Raw genomic sequence first — 18,541 nt, forward strand, 5'->3', positions numbered from 1 at the left:
ACCTCAAACGGACCTTTCGCAAGGCATAAAAGTACCCCATCCAAGAAATAAACTTGTGGATGGGGTATATATCTATCTCTTCCGGTGCTTGTCGGGTCTGAGCAGGCGCTTCCGCTTTTGTCGTTACACAGCAGGTTTATTTGAAAACTGGCTGTTGTACAGATCTGCGTAAATGCCTTTTTTCTCCAACAGTTCGTTATGTGTTCCTTGTTCTATTACCTTACCTTGATCCATTACAATGATTAAATCAGCATCCCGAATCGTTGAAAGACGGTGAGCAATGACAAAGCTAGTTCGCCCTTCCATTAAGCGATTCATCGCTTGTTGAATAAGGAGTTCCGTCCGTGTATCTACACTTGACGTTGCTTCATCCAAAATCATAACTGGTGGATTTGCTAAAACGGCGCGTGCAATTGTAATGAGCTGCTTTTGTCCTTGAGAAATGTTAGATGCCTCCTCATTTAAGACTGTGTCATAGCCCTCCGGCAATGTACGAATAAAGTGGTCGGCATGAGCCGTTTTTGATGCAGCAAAGATTTCATCATCTGTTGCCCCTTCTTTTCCGAAAGCGATGTTTTCTTTAATCGATCCGTTAAAGAGCCATGTATCTTGGAGAACCATCCCAAAAGTCGTACGAAGATCTTCACGTGACATATCCCGTGAATCGAGACCGTCAATTGTAATCTTCCCGCCGTTCAGCTCGTAAAAGCGCATTAGTAAATTTATCAAGGTCGTTTTCCCAGCACCAGTTGGCCCCACAATAGCGACTGTTTGACCTGGTTGCACGTCGACATTCATATCTTCAATTAACAAATCGTCCCCGTAACCAAAATCGACGTGTTCAAATGAGACACTACCTTCTGCACGCGTTAAACTCACTGTTGTCACTTCTTTTACTTCTTCTTCCTCATCAAGCAGTTCAAAGACACGCTCTGCTGCCGCAACAGTTGACTGAATGATATTTGCGATATTCGCGGTTTGCATAATCGGCTGCGTGAATTGACGTGTATACGTAATGAACGCTTGAATATCTCCGATTGAAATGGCACGCTGTGTCACTAAAATACCACCAACAACACAGATGACTACATAGCTGAGGTTCCCAATCAAAGACATCACTGGCATGATGATCCCCGATATGAATTGGGCTTTTCGGCCAGCATCATATAGTTGTTCATTCACCTCATCGAATTCGGCAACGGACTTACGCTCATGGCCGAATGCTTTGACGACTTGGTGACCTGTATACATTTCTTCAACATGGCTATTTAATTGACCAAGCGTACGTTGTTGATCGGCAAAATGTTTTTGTGACCTTTTCAAAATCGGTCGAATACCAAATAGCGATAAAGGTAAACTGATTAGCGCAATAAGTGTTAACACTGGGCTGATCGTTAACATCATAATAAGAATTCCGACAATCGTAACAACGGATGTGATAAACTGTGTCAAACTCTGTTGCAACGTACTGCCTATTGTATCAATATCATTCGTTACCCGGCTTAGTGTTTCCCCAACAGGGCGGCCGTCGTAGTATTTAAGCGGTAGTTTCTTCAGCTTACCGTTGACGTCTTCCCGTAAATCATACACCGTTTTTTGTGCCACACTCGACATAATGTATTGTTGAAGATAGCTAAATAAACTACTGACTACATACAACCCCGCTAGTAAAAGGAGTAGCTTACCGATTGCCTCAAAATCAATCCCGGCTCCTGGGACACCCGTGAGCTTGCCGTAAGCCCCTTCAAATAGTTCGGTAATCGCATTCCCCATTATTTTAGGTCCTGCAATCATAAAGACTGTGCTCAAAATTGCTGCGAAAAATACAGCGATTAATGACTTGCGACGGGGTTTTAAATAGCCAACCAGGCGGCGTAGTGTGCCTTTAAAATCCTTTGCCTTTTTCCCTGCCATCATCATGTTTCCTCCACCAGGTCCCATTGGGGCTCCGCCTTGAGGTCGTGACTGTTTTTGTTCACTCATGCGATTTCCTCCTCCGAGATCTGTGATTCGACGATTTCACGATATACCTGATTTTGTTCAAGAAGTTCTTCGTGCGTACCAATACCGGCAATTCCACCATCGTCTATGACAATGATTTGATCGGCATCGACTACAGTACTGACACGTTGTGCTACGATGAGGACGGTCGCTTGCTCCGTTTCATCTTTTAGCGCAGCACGTAAATTTGCATCTGTTTTATAATCAAGCGCAGAGAAACTATCATCGAAAATGTAAATATCCGGTTTGCGAATTAACGCACGTGCAATGGACAATCGTTGCTTTTGACCTCCAGATAAATTCGATCCACCTTGAGAAATAACAGCATCGTAACCATCATTCATCCTGGAAATAAAGTCTTCTGCTTGTGCAATGCGAGCAGCATGCTCGATTTCGGCTTGCGTTGCATCTTGTTTACCGAAACGAATGTTTTCAGCAATTGTTCCTGAAAAGAGTAGTGCTTTTTGTGGCACGAAGCCGATTTTAGATCGTACTTCTTCTTGTGATGATTCGCGAATATCAACACCATTGACTCGAACCGTACCGGATGTCACATCATAAAACCGTGGAATCAGGTTAATAAGCGATGTTTTTCCTGCGCCTGTTCCGCCAATAATAGCAGTCACTTCACCCGATTTCGCCGTGAAACTAATATCCGATAATGCTGGCGCCTCGGCACCGGGATAAATGAAGGATACACGATCAAATTCCAGTGTTCCGGGCTCTTTATCCGCTTTTTTAGTTCCTTCATCCAGAAACGTTGGTTTCATAGCTAGCACTTCGTTAATACGTCTTGCTGAAACGGCAGCTCGAGGTATCATAACAAACATCATGGATGCCATAACAAGCGCGAACATGATCTGCATAACGTATTGTATAAACGCCATTAAATCACCGATTTGCATAGCACCATTATCAATTCGAAGTCCCCCAAACCAAATGACACCTACTACGGTTAGGTTCATAACCAACATCATGACTGGCATTAAAAACGCCATCATCTTGTTGACCTTGATCGATACATCAGTCAAATCTTTATTCGCTTTCTTTAGACGAACCTGCTCTTGTTTTTCACGGTTAAACGCTCGAATTACACGAATGCCTGTTAAGTTCTCACGTAATACAAGGTTTAGCCGATCCAATCGCGTTTGTACCGTTTGGAAAAGTGGTACCCCTTTATAAAGAATAAGCAGCACTGAACCGATTAATATAGGCATCGCTGCAACAATGATTAACGATAATTTTGCATCCTTTGAAACCGCCATAATTATACCGCCGACTAACATAATCGGAGCACTTACGACCATACGAAGCATCATAATGACTACTTGCTGTACTTGCGTAATATCATTCGTCGTTCTTGTAATCAGTGATGCCGTGCCAATTTCATCAAAATCTTGAAGGGAAAAGTTCTCCACATGATCAAATACTTTTCGACGAATATCCCGTCCGAATCCCATTGCTGCTTTTGAAGAGTAGTAACTCGCAACGACAGATGCAGCCGCCCCAAGTGCAGCAACCAATAGCATGATGCCACCGATTTTCCAAATATACGGGATGTCACCGATGACAACCCCTTTGTCAATAATATCCGCCATTAGCTTCGGCAAAAATAGATCCGACATGGATTGGATGAAAACAAGTCCTAATATCGCTAATACAATCCATTTATAGACGGATAGATTTTTTAACAGCTTTAACATTACACAGATTCTCCTTGTTATATAGGCTTACTGACAGTCACCCCCTCACATCGGAAAAGTGACCGTAAATAGGGTGCCTTCATTTAATTTACTTTGTACCTGAATAGACCCTTCATGCATATCGATAATTTTCTTCGTAATAGATAAGCCTAAACCACTCCCACCTAACGTACGATTACGTGATTTATCTACTTTGTAAAAACGCTCAAATATATGTGCTTGAGCCTCCTCAGCAATGCCCATTCCTGTATCTGCTATGGTCACAACTGCTTCCTGACCACGCTGATAAAGAGCGATTTTCAGGCTACTACCACAAGGTGTGAACTTGATACTATTGTTAATAAGGTTAATCCATACTTGACTCATTAGCTCCTCGTCAGCGGTGATTTCCACTTCATCTAACGAAATATCCAACTCCAAAGATTTAGCAACCCATTGAGGTTCGCAGGATAAAATGATTTCACGAATTTGTTTATCTAAACGAAACGCTACCGGTTCAAACGGATGTTGCTGAGATTCAATGGATGTTAGTTTCAATAAATTATCGCTCAGATTGGCTAATCGCCTGCTTTCTGTCTCAATAATCTCAAGATAATGTTCCCGTTCCTTGGGCGTTAAATCGCTTTGTTTTAAGACAGCTGCGAAACCGCTTATTGAGGCAAGTGGCGACTGTATTTCATGCGAGACGTTAGAGATAAATTCTTGACGCATTTGCTCTATCTGATTCAACTCTACGGCCATCTCATTAATGCTTTCGACAATTTTTCCAAAAGGATGATTCTTTTTATGCTTAAATTGATTCGCTAACTCTACATTATAATCTCCCTTTGAAATTCTTCGCATGGCGTCAATCATCATTGCGAAAAAATCCGTTCGCCGAGGAGAAGCAAACCTCGAAAAAATCCAGCTGGTGACAATGAACAGGGAAAACATGGCGAACAACGTAATCAGCCCTCTAGAAAAGTCACTGATATGCAAATCCCATTTTTTATGAATTAACGAAGTTCCTAAGTAGGCTAGCGACCAGTAGCTGACAGTGACAACTAACCATGTAACTATGATCGTTCCGATACGCAATACTTTTCTCAACCTTCCACCTCTAGGCGATAACCTAATCCGCGAATGGTGCTGATTTTAAAGGAACCACAGTTATCAGGGAAACGCTCGCGCAATCGGTTTATATGCACGTCAACCGTTCGGTCTGTGCCTTCGTAATCATACCCCCATATATCCTCAATCAGTTGTTCCCGCGAAAAAGTTTTTCGCGGATAACTTGCTAACTTAAACAACAATTCAAATTCTTTTAGCGGCAGTTCTACAGTACGATTTCCCCAAAATACTTCATAAGTTTTACGGTTCATCATCAACTCGCCCATTTGAACCGTCTGCGAAATTGCAATTCGATAGCGTTTAAGTAACGCTTTCACACGTGCAACAAGCTCTGCTGGCTCAAAAGGTTTCACAAGATAATCGTCAGTACCTAACTCAAATCCTTTAACCTTCTGTGTCGTGTCTCCTTTAGCTGTTAGCATTAGAAGGGGGATATCAAACTGTTTTCTAATTTCTCGGCACAGCTCCCATCCATCCATGTTTGGCATCATAATATCCAATAAAACCAGATCTGCTTTAAATGACTCTAGAGTTGCCAAAGCTTCAATACCATCGCATGCTTCCACAATTTCAAAGCCTTCTGGACGTAAGAAAAGTCCGACCAACTCCCGCATATGAGGATCATCATCTACAATTAATATCTTCGCCACGTGTGAACACCTTCTTTCTTTGCTCAACAATTAGTTCATTTTAGTAGACCTATGTAAACTCAATATAAACAACCATATCAATAAAGAATATATATTAATTACCAACCTAGTGATATCAACGTTTAGCGCTTCTTTACATTAAACAGCTTTATAAAGGAGAGGATATAATACAGGATGTTTGGAGGACTTTGGGAGAACTACAAAATACGTGGACAGGTGCACAGCTCAGCTCATAACATAAAACAGCCACCTTCTCTAGAGAGTTGGTGGCTGTTCTCATATTTCCCTTATGATATCATCGGCTCTGGTATGTGTACAAAACATAGCGTATGTTTTCTAGTTGGTAGGACTCCATATTACGGGTTTTTTTCATAAATCCACGAAATAGTTTAATAAGCTGTATCTCTTGATCTATTGTGTTTAGGGCTAGCCTTTCAAAAGTATACTTTTTGAAAGATGAGGTTATTGGTAAGGTAACTCCTCCATTTATGGAACTTCTACACAATTAAATTTTGATTGGTAATTACTGTATTAATATGACCATTTTTACACATACCTCGGATAAACCCTCAAAAAAGTAAAAGAGCTTCCGAGTTAGAGAAGGCTCTATATTTACATTCGTATCAACTGTTACTATTACTGTACTTCCTTTTACCATTTGTTTTTATCAGCATAACAATAAATATAATAATAAAGATGAGACTTATAATTGCGAAGTAGGGATGAGTGGATATTTTTCCAGCATAGAACAATTTATCTATATCAGATATATTACTCTTATCAAATGGAGGATCAGTAAATATTAAATGTTTTTTATAATCTTCTGCATCAATAATGTAACTACCAACAATTCCGGAAGCAATTAGGTTATAGATAAAAATTAATCCACTAACAATTAACATAATATAATATTTCATAATTTCCTTCTTTCTATTTTTTAGTTTTCAATGCTTCTTCTCGAGTTGTGTTCTTGGCCATATTCCCGAATTAAAGTGAAATTCTATCCAATAAATCAGCTAAAAAAACAAAGACTTCCTCATTACGATGCGAAAATAAAATTCTCTAATTTGTTTTCGATGATAAGTAAAATTTCTTTCCTCTGCTCCCCAACACTATTCCTCAAAAGGGCTTCATGTAACTCAAATTGATGCGCTATATATTCAACTACAACTTTAGGAACATCTTGTTTCTTAGACGAGAATCTAAGATTTTATTGAATGTACTTTAATAATACTGCAAATCCTAAACGACTTGCACCCATTTTATTACCAATGAATCCCGTTCATCTAAACTTAGAATAACTACTAGTTTGAATGTAATCTATTTTTTAGAGGATGAAAGCAAAACTTTGTGTTCTATAACAGCAACTCTGTCATTAGGCTCTTTAGTTGCATAAATTTTGGTTTAATACTTTATTGTAATAGCCAAAGTTCCCCAAAGTTTTTCTTGTTCTGGTGTATATATTCCATAGGTTCCTTCTACCATTTCTTCTATTGACCAACCTTCACAATCAAAATCTCGAAACGGAATATTTGCATACATCTCTTCGAAAGTATCGAATCTTCTTAAACCTGTAACTTGAACTTTTAATGTTTCATTTTGTTCAGGCATTCTTATAAATTCGATAGTATCAGCTACTTTAATTCCCCTTCTATTCTCATCATTTAAACGGACCTCAACCGTCTTTTCCCCTTCTTTAATCGCTTTAAAATATTCTCCATATAAGCCCATTTGATGTACTATTTTGTTCACCTCTATTTTTCATTTATGTTCTTTAAATGGCATAAAATTAGAAGGCGTTAATTCTTCAGATTCAATTACAATTGCAGTTAATCCAGTGGAGGTTGCCGTTTCGTGTCCTTCACCTCTTTTCCAAAAGACCACATCGTTAGCTTTTATATTTACTTTTAATTCATCATCACCACGAACCCAACCTTCTCCATCTACAATAATGAGTAATTGCGGAGTAACAGCTTGATGGAAACCTACAATTCCATTAGCTTTTAAATGCATACAACCAATCCGTGTAGGTTTATCTGTTTCCACAATTCTAGACATAATAAAATCTGAATTAAAATGAGAAATATTTTTCCCTACTTCTTTGTCAAATCTATAAAACTCCAAAAATATTTACCCCCTCTTTTCACATTGACCTTTCACCAAACCCGTTAGATTAATAAGTGATTTATTTATCTCCAATATTTCATTATGTAAATTGTCAAGTCAAGTCGAACGCGGTAAATAATTCATCCGATAGTGGAATATCATATTTAATTTAAAGTTGTTTTAAACACATAACTAGCTTTGGTATACTTCATTTTATCCTCATAAAAACGGTGTGCATCTGTACGCTGTATTCCTGAAGATAAAGATATATTTTCATAATTATTTTCTTTTGCCCATTCATGAACATATGTAAGTAGTTTTTCACCGTATCCTTTTGAACGTATATTAGTATCTGTAACCAAGTCACAAATCCAAATAAATCTGCCACTAGAAAGGGTTATCATCGGCTTAAAACCAGTTACTGCAACAATTTTATTACCATCTAGTAAAGCGAACATTTTATATCTGTCATTCTCCTGTGCAGCAATTACTAATTCAAAATAAGTATTTTCGTCCAGATGAGTTCGTAACTGCTTCATAACGGGAAATGCTTCAATAATTTCATCACGTGATTGAAGTTCTTTAATTGTATAATTGTCCATAAGTAGAAACCTCTTTTCATTTACCCTATAAATCAAGTCTATCATATTCCCCTGTTTTACCTAATTATTGAAAAAGAAACAGCTATTATTAATGATTTTTATCCATTCTTTATAAAGTAGTTTTCTGGTCCTCAATTCTACAGGTCCATTATATAGATGCCCGGTCTAATTCAACAACCGTATGATCATCCGTCATGTGGGTCTTGTAGTACTTCCAATAAAAGTACTGGTATTTATTATTGAGGTCCACAGCCAATCGAACAACGCTGTAATTAGAATTCTCGAACTCAAAGTCCATCCCTAAGCGCTCAATATGTTTACGTATAGAGTTAACAGCATCCATTACAACTTCGTGTGGCCATTCTCCTAACTGCGTAAGAACACATTTACCATTAATGCCAAAACTGCCTCTCCTAGCGATACGGTGAAGCTCTAGATCATACTCTTTCATTTCTTCCGACAGCTCAATGTAACTAGTTGGAAGGAATAAATTATCATCAGCAGTTGAATGATGGTAAAAAGTCTTTTTTACGATAACTGTTCATTTAGCATATGTCTTGGTCATCCAAAGCTAATCGCTTATTTCGATTAACCTTAAAGAAATGCAGGAATTCCCATTGAATGGACTGAGGTTTAACGTTTCTTGATTGGAAATCATCCGGCCACCAACTGAAATTAGTACACTCATATTACAACAAAAACAGCGAGCTTTTCTTCGATGTTTTAATCGAAGAAAAGCTCGCTGTTAGCTGTTTACGTCTGATGGATTACATGTAAGAAAGGCATCAAAAATGCCTAGGTAGAACTAGCGTGTAGTATGGGAAATCCTTAGTCCAGTCTATAATTGCGGACTTTTCAGTGGCCTCCAAAACTGAGCGATATTTTTACCTGAATCTTGTATTAGTAAAGGGGGTTTATTGACTATTATCTTCTCGCTGCTCTGAAGGTTCTTCAGTAGGATCTGGCTCATCTTCATCAACGCCGTTACAGCCGAATAAAAAGCCTGCTGATAAAATAACAGACATAAGCGCAAAAATCGGTTTCTTCTTCATCCTAATCCCTCCATTCTGCATCTACTACCGTTAATGTTTCCCGCTTCATAAAAAGTATTCATTTGACCTAGAAAAAGTATTTTTTAGCTATTTGTTTTCTCTCGTTGCTCGATGACAATTCCAATCGGATCTTCATCATTATCCCCGAACAACTTCTCGTTCTCAGCTTCACACCTTTCTCTGTATTGCTGAGTTCAGCGATGATCGAAGTATCCATTTCTTCAAGTCGCCTCAAAGAGACCGAGTAATCATCATTACGTTCTACGAAGTCGCTGCTATTAGTAAAGGCGATGTATTTTTGTAAAACACCATTAGCGCCTAATTTCTTTTCATTCAATGTCTCGTTTCGTTTCCTATCAATCTCTTCATATATCTTGAGGTCTTTAAGGTACCTATAACCTTCTGACACCGCTGTTTTATAAGAACACTCATAAAGCCCTTTTGAAATGTCTTAGGTGCATCTGAACGGCTACTAATCGTTATGCAAGGTATTGTGAAGGAGAAACGTGATAAGTTCGAGTTATACAAAACAAAAAACATTGTGGTTAAGTAAAATCCGAGAGATATGTTGATAAATGTTTGTTTTGAATCAAATTTAATGTGGAACCATAGAAAAATGGTTCCACATACATCTTCACCTAAAATTCCGTATTAGTAGAATAAATGATTTGTATAATCAGACATTATTTATTCCATCTACAACCTATAATGTATAAATGCTTCCAATGAATCTGTATCAAGAACAATTACATTACACATAAGTAATAGTTGCACTGTACAAATAACAAGCATTATCTGCTTGCGCCCTTGAAAAAATCCGTGTTAATTACTTGCATACTACATATTATTTACTTCGTTCATTTTCGCGCCGCAATATATCGACAAAATAATCATTTGCAATATGCAAATTTTCAGCATAGTAATCCCCATATTCACGATTACTACTCAGTTTCTCGCAACTTTACCTCCAATACATGCATCGAACGAAGGACTGTTTCACGTTCAAAGTCGTTCATAGTCGCCAGGGCACTTTCCATTTTGGCCGCAATGATTCCATTGATGGCAACCACCATGTCGCTACCCTTTGCAGTTAACGACAACAGATATATTCTCCGATCTTGTTCATATGGTGTTCTTATGACTAACTCTTTTTTTTCTAAGGTCCCAATTTGTCTGGAAAACGTCGTAATGTCCATACCGACAGCCTCAGCCACCACTTGCATTGATGGTTTAGTCATTAATGAAATCTCGTAAATAATTGAACTTTGAACGATAGAAATCACATCGCAACTCGATTTATGAATCGAGCGCATGCTTTTTGATAACGAGTGAAAAATAGGAATGATTTTATCCATGGATGAATTCCCCCACCAACTCTTTCTGCAATTATACAGCAAGAAAAACGTAATCGTCTATATTAACGGAAAATTCTAACCTTTGGTATGCGAGTGAAATCAATTGGACGAGAAAACGCGTCCGTATAGTTGGACGCGCTTGACATCATGCATATGTAATTTCGTCTTCGTCTTGGATATCAATCCCGTTTTTCAGGTGGACTGTCGTTTTTAAAATAAGTGTTTGCGTTTGAGCTTCTGTTTCACTTTCCCATCGCTCATCAGGTACCATTTCAAACGGCATCATCCATGTTTCTTTTGATTTGACGGCACTCATTATTTCAATTGATTGTTTCGCAATGATCACTTGATTAGTTTCTGATCGTTTTAACAACTCAATCATAATGTAATCGATAAGTTCATCACTGCCATCCCCGTCGATATAAACCGTTCCAGAAAGCGTTTCTCCAAAAGCGATATTTGGTCCATCGACGTTCGTATTAATGGTCATTTCTCCGTATTCAATCGTTGACAAAAAATGCTTTATCATATTCTATTCCCCCAATTTCCGACCATCTACATCTTTATAATAGAGGCCCTCAGGTGCTACATGTTTATTATATCGTATTTTAAACAACTTGAATAAATGTGTTACCACGACTTTCATGAGTGCATATCCTGGGATTCCAAGAACAACGCCAGGCACACCGAACAGCGAACCTGCTGTAAGCAAAACGAAAATGATTGTGATGGGATGAGTATGTAATGATTTCCCCATAATTTGCGGTGAAATAAACTTACCTTCGATGAATTGAACAACTGTCCAAACGAATGCCAATTTGATAAGCATAAGGGGTGATGTCACAATCGCAATAATAACTGCTGGAGTGATTGCGATAAGCGGTCCGAGGTATGGGACGACACTTGTAAACATTGCAATGACGCCGAGCAGTAATGCATAGTCCATTCCGATGATAAGAAACCCAATTGAAATCATGACGCCAATGCAAATCGCCACAAGAATTTGTCCTTGGATATAAGAACTGATCTGGTTATCCGCATCCCGAAGAATAGTCTTAGCATCATCCCGCATGTGTGGAGGCAATATCTGAACAAAGAAACGTGGCAATTTCTCCCCATCTTTCAATAAATAGAAGAGGATAAACGGCACCGTAATAATAGCAAGCACAAAGCCAGTTAAAGCGGAGATGAAAGTGCTAAGACCACTCGCGATTCCACCGACTGCATCCGTGAAGTATTTTCCGAGATCCCCTTGCCCAGATTCAAGGATGTTTTTCACATTGATATCCAGCCCTTCATAATAAGAAGAGAAAATAGATGTTCTTAAAAAATCATCAAGTTTTATCACCATTTTGGTAAAATATGTAGGGAATTCTTCGATAAGATTATTTAACTGTAATTGTAAAAAAGGCAATACCATGAAGACTAACAAGGTGATAAGACCAATAGCACCGATGAACAAAAGCAATATGCCCCAAATCCGTGGTATTTTTATCTTTTCCAACAAACGCAAAATCGGTCTCAGTAAATAATAGGCAATCGTGGCTAGTATCACCGGCAATACTACCGTCGAAAAAAAGACAGTAATCGGATAGAAAATGAAAGAGATCCGATTAAAAATGAGTATGATTAAGCCAATCAGTAATAGTGATACGAGAACGAACAGCGTGCTACGCCCACCTAGAAAACGAATAATATTCGAAATAGGCCTATTTTTTTTATCATCAAATTCCATTGGCATCCTCTTCTCCCGTGAAGTTTGTACTTTTAATCCAACTGCATACTAAGAAATTTTGAGATAGCCTCTTTATTTTTTTCAAGATCCACTTCGATGACAGAGCCTGCGTGTGAATAATTCTCATATGAATAAGAGCCTTTTATGGGAACAGTCATCGTTTCAATCTCTGCACCTTTCTTCAATAGAAGGGAGATTGCGCGTGAAATTTCATCTTTTGCCGTCAGGTCTGTATTGACAAAACCTGAAAGCGCCCCCGCAAGTTTTGGTACATTGGCAATCATTCCTGGTCGCATCGCTTCATCTTTCATCGCAGCGATTACTTCTTGTTGTCTTGCAACTCGGCCGAAATCACCTTCAGCATCCGCACGGAAACGGGCATAACCAAGTAATTCCTTGCCGTTCAATTGTTTTTTCCCCGGCAACAGTGTAACACCAATTTTTTCAGACATCTCTTTTTTGACATCAATCTCTACACCATCAGGAAAAGCTATATCGACAATTGATTCGAAATTAGCGAAATCGACAATTGCATAATGATGAATCGGGACTCCAAACATTCCTGTTATCGTATCCTTCGTTGTCTGCAATTTACCGAGATAATAGGCGGTATTCAACTTATAAGATTTGAATCCCGGAATGTCGGCATAAATATCACGCATGAATGAAATGACTCGCATCTTTCCTGCACCCTTATCCCAAGACAATATCATCATCGTATCTGTCCTTGATCTTCCGCTGCCATCGTCGTCCACACCGAGCAGTAAGTAATTTTCAACTGACGTATACTTTGGATCCACTGCATCCCCTTTAAATGAACCCGGGTCAATTACGTTGCCTTTTGCTAGTGATTTCCCCGAATTGTATTCAAAATACGAATAAAGCCCGGCTCCGATAAAACAGATTGTAGTTATTAAAAAGATGACCCTGCCAACACGAAGCTTTTTCTTGCGTCTTCTTTTTTGTACTGGGCCTTCAAAATTATCTTCCATTATTGATTCCTCCAAAAAATGATATCCCCATTAGGACGAACAGGAAGCCTCATAGTTGCGTCTGTTATCTAAATTATACCATGATGAGCTGTTACATAAACAATAACTGCCTTGTCAGCAGTTATTTTCATCGGTATTTTTTTCATTATACAAGATTCATGAGGTATTCCCCACTTCACTCTCTACATCGATGCATATGTTACATAGATGTTTGTTCAGAAAGGTGGTGTATGGAATGGGAAATGAATACTGTGGAGGCCAAGGTAATTCATTCGCTTTGCTAGTTGTGCTTTTTATCCTATTGATAATCATTGGCGCATGTTTCATCAGCTAAATAGAAAACAGTTAATTCTCTACAACCGCTCATTGGTACATCTCAACTTCAAGGGCGCTTAACAGGCGCTCTTTTTACTTTTGAGATGTGATACAAGCATACAACTATTTTCTACTATTCTAAATATGATACAATTCACTTACAAACAAGAGAGGGCGTTGTTAATAATGACTGAAAATACAGTTGAAAAAGCCACATTTGCCGGCGGTTGTTTTTGGTGTATGGTGAAACCATTCAAAGAGTGGGACGGTATCCACGACGTCATATCCGGTTATATGGGCGGACATGTTGAAAATCCTACATATGAAGATGTTAAAAAGGGCGATTCTGGACATTTAGAAGTCGTAGAAATTACATATAATCCAGCCGTTTTTTCTTATGAAAAATTGCTAGATGTATTCTGGCAACAGATTGACCCGACAGATGCAGATGGTCAATTCCAAGATCGCGGCCATTCGTACTCAACAGCTATCTTCTATTATACTGATGCACAGCGCCAAATTGCTGAAACGTCTAAAGAAAAACTTGGTGCAAGTGGTACATTTTCTAAACCGATTGTAACACCCATTCGTCCTGCTGAAACATTTTACCATGCTGAAGAATATCACCAGGATTATTATGAAAAAGAACAAGAGCATTACAAAGAAGACCGTGCACTTTCTGGTCGGGATGAATTTATCGCAGGTCATTGGTCGTAAATTAATGTCGTTGTTTAGCTATTAGCTTACTCACTTATAATCATCTTAAAAAAGGATAAAAAAGGACAAACCTTTTCTATCCTTTTTTACTTTTCAATTAAGTTCAAAGTCTACTGTATTGTTCTATATCATTTAGTATTCGATTAACTGATTGTTGCCAAAAACACGGGGTAGATAAGTCTATAGCAAAATGTTTATTCACTAGCTTTTCTATTGGTAATGTACCCGTTTCTCTAAGGAAGTTATGGAATTGGTGAGCAAATTGCTTTTCTTTTGATACATCCAATAGTCCAAGACTTAATAAAAATCCGAAAGTATAGGGATAATTATAAAATGGGATGTCAGTCTGATAGAACTGTGCGTACTTCATCCACACAAAAGGTTCATATGAACTAAGATTTCCACCATAAACCTCTTCCTGCGCTTGTAGTGAAAGCATCTCTATCTGACTTGCGCTTAGTGGGCCTTTCAATCTTTGTTCATTGAAACGTTTTTCAAATAAAAAGGCTCCTCTAATTGACAGTACATAATTAAGACTTCGTTCAATTTCCCAACCAATAAGTGATTTTTTCAATGCTGGATTATCCTCATTTTGAATTATGAAATCAATCGCTTCAAAGACATTCCACGTTTCTACTTGTACTTCACTGTTACTATAACTTCCAGGAGTCTCACCAATTTCACGAACACCAGGAGGTCTCATAAGCAAATCCTCTCACCATAATTAAAGATATTTCTTTTTTAAAGTGTATGACTGCTTTGAAATAGATAGGGGACATTCTCCGTTTGAAGAGAAGAAGCGAGGAGAAAGCATGGGATAGTCTGTTAATACCCACAACTCCCCGCCAACTCAGAAAAACACTTATAGGACACGCTCCTCGATCTGTTGTTTAATGAACAAAGCAAAGCTTTCGATAGATAAACTCTCCGTTTTTTGACTACCAAATTTTCGAACATTCACCGTTCCATCACTAACCTCTTTGTCACCAAGAATAAGCATATAAGGGACCTTCTGTAGTTGGGCTTCTCTTATTTTGTAGCCCAATTTTTCATTTCGCTGATCAATCTTAACCCGTATACCTTCATCTCTTAAAATGGACTGTACATTCAATGCGTAATCCAAATGTACACTTGAGACAGGAACAATTTGTACGTGAGTAGGAGCCAGCCAAATAGGGAAAGCACCTGCAAAATGTTCGATTAGTATGCCAAAGAATCGATCAATTGAACCAAAGATAGCACGATGGATAATAACGGGACGAACCTTTTCACTGTTTTCATCGATATACGTGAGGTCAAATTTTTCGGGCATTTGGAAATCGAGTTGAATTGTTCCGCATTGATGGCTTCGGCCTAGCGCATCTTTAATATGGAAGTCGATTTTCGGTCCGTAAAATGCGCCATCCCCCTCATTTAATTGATAAGTAACTGCGAGATCATCCAAAACACTCTTGAGAGCCTCTTCTGAATCATTCCAAATCTCATCACTTCCTAGTGATTGCTCTGGCCTTGTTGAAAGTTCAACCGAATAATCAAAACCAAAAGCTTGATAAACCTCATCAATCAGACGAATAACTTGCTTTATTTCGTTTTTGATTTGATCATGTCTGACAAAAATATGCGCATCATCTTGGCAGAATGTGCGAACCCTTAATAGTCCGTTAAGGGCACCGCTAAATTCATGTCGATGGACTTGCCCGAATTCAGCCATTCGAATCGGTAAATCACGATAAGAATGAAGATTATTTTTAAAGATCAACATATGACCTGGGCAGTTCATCGGTTTCATCGCAAATTTTGCGTTTTCTACCTCTGAAAAATACATATTCTCATGATAATGATCCCAGTGCCCCGATTGCTCCCACATCCGTTGATTCATCATGAATGGCGTGCGTACCTCGGCATATCCCGCCCTCGTTTGAAGTGCACGTGAAAAGTTCTCTAGCTCTGTTCGTATTATCTGCCCATTTGGCAAATAAAACGGCATGCCTGGTGCTTCCTCAGAAAACATGAATAATTTCAGTTGCTTGCCTAGTTTTCTGTGATCCCTTTTTTCTGCTTCCTCCAGGAAATTCAAATGCTGCTCTAAGTCTTTCTTTTTCAAGAAGGCAATTCCATAAACACGTTGCATCACTTGTTTATTACTATCTCCTCGCCAATATGCACCTGACACACGCGTTAATTTGAACGTTTTTATCCATCCAGTTGACGGTAAATGTGGTCCACGGCATAGATCTATAAATTCGCCTTGTTTATAAAGGGAGATTTTCTCGTCTGTTGGAATATCTTTTAAAATCTCTAATTTAAACAACTCGTCTCGCTGCTCGAATATGGCCTTTGCCTCTCCATATGTGACTTCCATACGTTCAATTGTCAAATCTTCTTCTATAATGGCTTGCATTTCTTTTTCAATCATCGCTAAATCATTCGAAGTGATGCTAGTATTAGATTGGAAGTCGTAGTAAAAACCATTTTCAATAATTGGTCCAATTCCTAACTTTGAATCGTCATTTAGTCTTTTAACCGCCTGCCCCAACACATGCGCAGTTGTGTGCCTTAGAACACCGAGCCCTTCTTCCGATTCCTTTGTGAAAAGTGTGATCGTAGCATCCTCCATAATGCACTGTGATAAATCATATAGTTCGCCATTCACTTTTCCCGCTACAACATTTTTTCTCAAACTTGAACTAATTGACTGTGCAATATCCTCTAATGTAATGCCTAGAGGGAAATTCTTTCGGCCACCATCTGGAAATCGAATCTCTATCTGCTTGTTATTCATCTTAGAACACCCCATCCAATTTTTTATATAAAAAAATACCCGTCCCAAATAAAGGGACGAGTATGATTACTCGTGATTCCACCCAAATTTCTAACACCATCCAACAATGGTGTTAACTCATGGCGCTGTAACGTAGCAGTATCGGTATTAGTTACTTCATTTCACTAATACAGCTCAAAAGTGGTAAATTATTTTCTGCGTTAGGAAGTTCTCAGCATTACTTCCCTCTCTGGAAACCATAAAAATAATTCATGTCTTTGTCATCGCTTTTATCGTTATTCAGTTATATTTCTATACAAATAAACACACCCATCCCTAGTAAAGGGACGAGTGTGTTTCTCGTGATTCCACCCAAATTTCTAACACCATCCAACAATGGTGCTTGCTCATGGTGCTGTAACGTAGCATAGACGGCTTAATGCAGCTCAAAAGTGGTAAATTGTTTTTTTATGTTAGGAAGATTTCAGCGTTACTTCCCTCTCTGGAAACCATAAAAACAATTCATGTCTTTATCATCGCTATTACAAATATAGTTAAAATTCACTAAAATCTAATTAGATAATATCCTACAACAAAGTAAATGGAATATCAAGCTTTTTCTGATTGCATCCAATACAGGATATGTACCATTAGTAAAAAGTGATACTCATAGCTAGATTCTTCATGCTCCGTATCCCCAATCCAAATCATACCTACAAAAAAATTTCTAACCATTTAGGATTATTTATTATCTGGACTCGCATATTCTGTGATCACTTGTGCTTGCCTATGATTTCTGGCAATTTCTAAGCAAGAATATGACGCTTCTATTGAAAAATCCTTACCCCAAGACTTTTTGTTTTACTGATATATTTCTTATACATCACATAATGGTTAGCTCTCAAACTCGTTAATTTGATCCAACTCTTTCTATGTTGCAAATAGTTGCCTGTCGCGTCCCTACAATGTTCAAGTGAAAAATGCAGTTGCTTGGAAAGAAAAGAATAGATGACTTTCTATAGAAATAGTAAGTGCCCGAAGATACAATTTCGGGCACTCTTGTACTTTGTAGAATGTGTTCCATGCTTACTTTTAGTAAAGAGTATGCATCTAAGCTTGTGTCGCCCTATAGTAAGTGACACTTCTCTAAAATAAATAAGAAAAAACCATAGAGAAAGTATCAGCCGCCAAAATTTCATCTTTGGCGGCTTTTCTCCAGGTAAGAAGCCTGCTATTCTTTCGTCACAGAAATCTTCAGCACTCTGCGTACTTATGCATTTGGAGCGCGACGGATGAAGGACAACCATACGAATACCGAAAAAAAATGTGTAGTGATGCGACAAAGTCGCATCACTACACATCCAGACATCACGGAAATCTCACTAGAAGTCATTTAATCCAATGCGATCCAAAAGCGCAACTATACAAGTATCGGCCTTTGG

The 18,541-nt window shown here is 38.4% G+C and carries 19 protein-coding genes, 1 pseudogene and 1 other annotated feature; of the genes and pseudogenes, 2 read left to right on the forward strand and 18 right to left on the reverse strand.

Annotation, left to right across the window (positions count from 1 at the left end; translation table 11 throughout):
* Positions 1-123: 123 nt before the first annotated feature.
* From FQ087_RS05710 to FQ087_RS05780, 16 genes and pseudogenes are all read right to left on the reverse strand, one after another.
* A complete protein-coding gene (locus FQ087_RS05710; protein ID WP_149579543.1) occupies positions 124-1,983 on the reverse strand; it encodes an ABC transporter ATP-binding protein in 1,860 nt (619 codons plus the stop codon).
* Positions 1,980-3,704 carry an ABC transporter ATP-binding protein gene (locus FQ087_RS05715; RefSeq protein ID WP_149579544.1) on the reverse strand — a complete coding sequence of 575 codons (1,725 nt, stop codon included), beginning with the start codon at positions 3,702-3,704 and terminating at the stop codon, positions 1,980-1,982. The genes FQ087_RS05710 and FQ087_RS05715 overlap by 4 nt, the downstream gene beginning before the upstream one ends.
* 45 nt (positions 3,705-3,749) lie before the next feature.
* On the reverse strand, positions 3,750-4,793 hold the full coding sequence (locus FQ087_RS05720; RefSeq protein WP_255452159.1) for a sensor histidine kinase: 1,044 nt from the start codon (positions 4,791-4,793) through the stop codon (positions 3,750-3,752).
* Positions 4,790-5,464, reverse strand: coding sequence for a response regulator transcription factor (locus tag FQ087_RS05725; RefSeq protein WP_149579546.1), 675 nt, complete (start codon positions 5,462-5,464; stop codon positions 4,790-4,792). The genes FQ087_RS05720 and FQ087_RS05725 overlap by 4 nt, the downstream gene beginning before the upstream one ends.
* A gap of 623 nt (positions 5,465-6,087) precedes the next feature.
* On the reverse strand, positions 6,088-6,381 hold the full coding sequence (locus tag FQ087_RS05730) for a DUF4306 domain-containing protein (RefSeq protein ID WP_149579547.1): 294 nt from the start codon (positions 6,379-6,381) through the stop codon (positions 6,088-6,090).
* A 135-nt stretch (positions 6,382-6,516) separates the two neighbouring features.
* Positions 6,517-6,737 (reverse strand): annotated as a pseudogene (locus FQ087_RS23410) (DUF4158 domain-containing protein); the annotation flags it as partial.
* Between the two features lie 131 nt (positions 6,738-6,868).
* Complete coding sequence (locus tag FQ087_RS05740) at positions 6,869-7,216, reverse strand: ASCH domain-containing protein (RefSeq protein WP_255452160.1); 348 nt, start codon at positions 7,214-7,216, stop codon at positions 6,869-6,871.
* A gap of 9 nt (positions 7,217-7,225) precedes the next feature.
* Complete coding sequence (locus tag FQ087_RS05745; RefSeq protein WP_149579548.1) at positions 7,226-7,588, reverse strand: cupin domain-containing protein; 363 nt, start codon at positions 7,586-7,588, stop codon at positions 7,226-7,228.
* Positions 7,589-7,734: 146 nt separating this feature from the next.
* Positions 7,735-8,172 (reverse strand): GNAT family N-acetyltransferase, encoded by a 438-nt coding sequence (locus FQ087_RS05750; protein ID WP_149579549.1) that lies wholly within the window; start codon positions 8,170-8,172, stop codon positions 7,735-7,737.
* A 148-nt stretch (positions 8,173-8,320) separates the two neighbouring features.
* Complete coding sequence (locus FQ087_RS05755) at positions 8,321-8,707, reverse strand: phage terminase large subunit (protein ID WP_149579550.1); 387 nt, start codon at positions 8,705-8,707, stop codon at positions 8,321-8,323.
* A gap of 379 nt (positions 8,708-9,086) precedes the next feature.
* Entirely contained in the window at positions 9,087-9,224 is a 138-nt protein-coding gene (locus tag FQ087_RS22365) for a hypothetical protein (protein ID WP_188006645.1), read from the reverse strand.
* A 67-nt stretch (positions 9,225-9,291) separates the two neighbouring features.
* On the reverse strand, positions 9,292-9,672 hold the full coding sequence (locus tag FQ087_RS23315; RefSeq protein ID WP_149580774.1) for a terminase small subunit: 381 nt from the start codon (positions 9,670-9,672) through the stop codon (positions 9,292-9,294).
* A 493-nt stretch (positions 9,673-10,165) separates the two neighbouring features.
* Complete coding sequence (locus FQ087_RS05765) at positions 10,166-10,537, reverse strand: MarR family winged helix-turn-helix transcriptional regulator (RefSeq protein ID WP_370456064.1); 372 nt, start codon at positions 10,535-10,537, stop codon at positions 10,166-10,168.
* 187 nt (positions 10,538-10,724) lie between these two features.
* Positions 10,725-11,108: a sporulation protein gene (locus tag FQ087_RS05770; protein ID WP_149579552.1), complete on the reverse strand. Its 384-nt coding sequence runs from the start codon at positions 11,106-11,108 to the stop codon at positions 10,725-10,727.
* A gap of 3 nt (positions 11,109-11,111) precedes the next feature.
* Entirely contained in the window at positions 11,112-12,314 is a 1,203-nt protein-coding gene (locus FQ087_RS05775) for an AI-2E family transporter (protein ID WP_149579553.1), read from the reverse strand.
* A gap of 32 nt (positions 12,315-12,346) precedes the next feature.
* On the reverse strand, positions 12,347-13,306 hold the full coding sequence (locus FQ087_RS05780; RefSeq protein WP_149579554.1) for an LCP family protein: 960 nt from the start codon (positions 13,304-13,306) through the stop codon (positions 12,347-12,349).
* A gap of 235 nt (positions 13,307-13,541) precedes the next feature.
* Here FQ087_RS05780 and FQ087_RS05785 point away from each other — a divergent pair, with 235 nt between their 5' ends.
* Both FQ087_RS05785 and msrA read left to right on the forward strand, forming a co-directional pair.
* Entirely contained in the window at positions 13,542-13,640 is a 99-nt protein-coding gene (locus FQ087_RS05785) for a YjcZ family sporulation protein (protein WP_149579555.1), read from the forward strand.
* Between the two features lie 167 nt (positions 13,641-13,807).
* Positions 13,808-14,338, forward strand: a complete 531-nt coding sequence (gene msrA / locus FQ087_RS05790; protein ID WP_149579556.1) for a peptide-methionine (S)-S-oxide reductase MsrA — start codon at positions 13,808-13,810, stop codon at positions 14,336-14,338.
* A gap of 103 nt (positions 14,339-14,441) precedes the next feature.
* On the opposite strand, the gene FQ087_RS05795 is transcribed toward msrA, so the two are convergent.
* Positions 14,442-15,041 (reverse strand): gluzincin family metallopeptidase, encoded by a 600-nt coding sequence (locus tag FQ087_RS05795; RefSeq protein ID WP_149579557.1) that lies wholly within the window; start codon positions 15,039-15,041, stop codon positions 14,442-14,444.
* Between the two features lie 159 nt (positions 15,042-15,200).
* The gene (gene thrS / locus FQ087_RS05800; protein ID WP_255452161.1) at positions 15,201-17,120 is read right to left on the reverse strand and encodes a threonine--tRNA ligase; all 1,920 of its coding nucleotides are present in this window, start codon (positions 17,118-17,120) and stop codon (positions 15,201-15,203) included.
* 49 nt (positions 17,121-17,169) lie between these two features.
* Positions 17,170-17,393 (reverse strand) — a binding site (T-box leader).
* Positions 17,394-18,541: the final 1,148 nt, after the last annotated feature.

It is taken from the genome of Sporosarcina sp. ANT_H38 (assembly GCF_008369195.1).
Taxonomy (GTDB): domain Bacteria; phylum Bacillota; class Bacilli; order Bacillales_A; family Planococcaceae; genus Sporosarcina.

What these genes read in the sequence shown, in the direction of transcription:
- FQ087_RS05710 (WP_149579543.1), bottom strand. Translation starts at nt 1,983, where the DNA reads ATGAGTGAACAAAAACAGTCACGACCTCAAGGCGGAGCCCCAATGGGA.
- FQ087_RS05715 (WP_149579544.1), bottom strand. Translation starts at nt 3,704, where the DNA reads ATGTTAAAGCTGTTAAAAAATCTATCCGTCTATAAATGGATTGTATTA.
- FQ087_RS05730 (WP_149579547.1), bottom strand. Translation starts at nt 6,381, where the DNA reads ATGAAATATTATATTATGTTAATTGTTAGTGGATTAATTTTTATCTAT.
- FQ087_RS05750 (WP_149579549.1), bottom strand. Translation starts at nt 8,172, where the DNA reads ATGGACAATTATACAATTAAAGAACTTCAATCACGTGATGAAATTATT.
- FQ087_RS22365 (WP_188006645.1), bottom strand. Translation starts at nt 9,224, where the DNA reads ATGAAGAAGAAACCGATTTTTGCGCTTATGTCTGTTATTTTATCAGCA.
- FQ087_RS05765 (WP_370456064.1), bottom strand. Translation starts at nt 10,537, where the DNA reads ATGCGCTCGATTCATAAATCGAGTTGCGATGTGATTTCTATCGTTCAA.
- FQ087_RS05770 (WP_149579552.1), bottom strand. Translation starts at nt 11,108, where the DNA reads ATGATAAAGCATTTTTTGTCAACGATTGAATACGGAGAAATGACCATT.
- FQ087_RS05775 (WP_149579553.1), bottom strand. Translation starts at nt 12,314, where the DNA reads ATGGAATTTGATGATAAAAAAAATAGGCCTATTTCGAATATTATTCGT.
- FQ087_RS05780 (WP_149579554.1), bottom strand. Translation starts at nt 13,306, where the DNA reads ATGGAAGATAATTTTGAAGGCCCAGTACAAAAAAGAAGACGCAAGAAA.
- FQ087_RS05785 (WP_149579555.1), top strand. Translation starts at nt 13,542, where the DNA reads ATGGGAAATGAATACTGTGGAGGCCAAGGTAATTCATTCGCTTTGCTA.
- msrA (WP_149579556.1), top strand. Translation starts at nt 13,808, where the DNA reads ATGACTGAAAATACAGTTGAAAAAGCCACATTTGCCGGCGGTTGTTTT.
- FQ087_RS05795 (WP_149579557.1), bottom strand. Translation starts at nt 15,041, where the DNA reads ATGAGACCTCCTGGTGTTCGTGAAATTGGTGAGACTCCTGGAAGTTAT.
- thrS (WP_255452161.1), bottom strand. Translation starts at nt 17,120, where the DNA reads ATGAATAACAAGCAGATAGAGATTCGATTTCCAGATGGTGGCCGAAAG.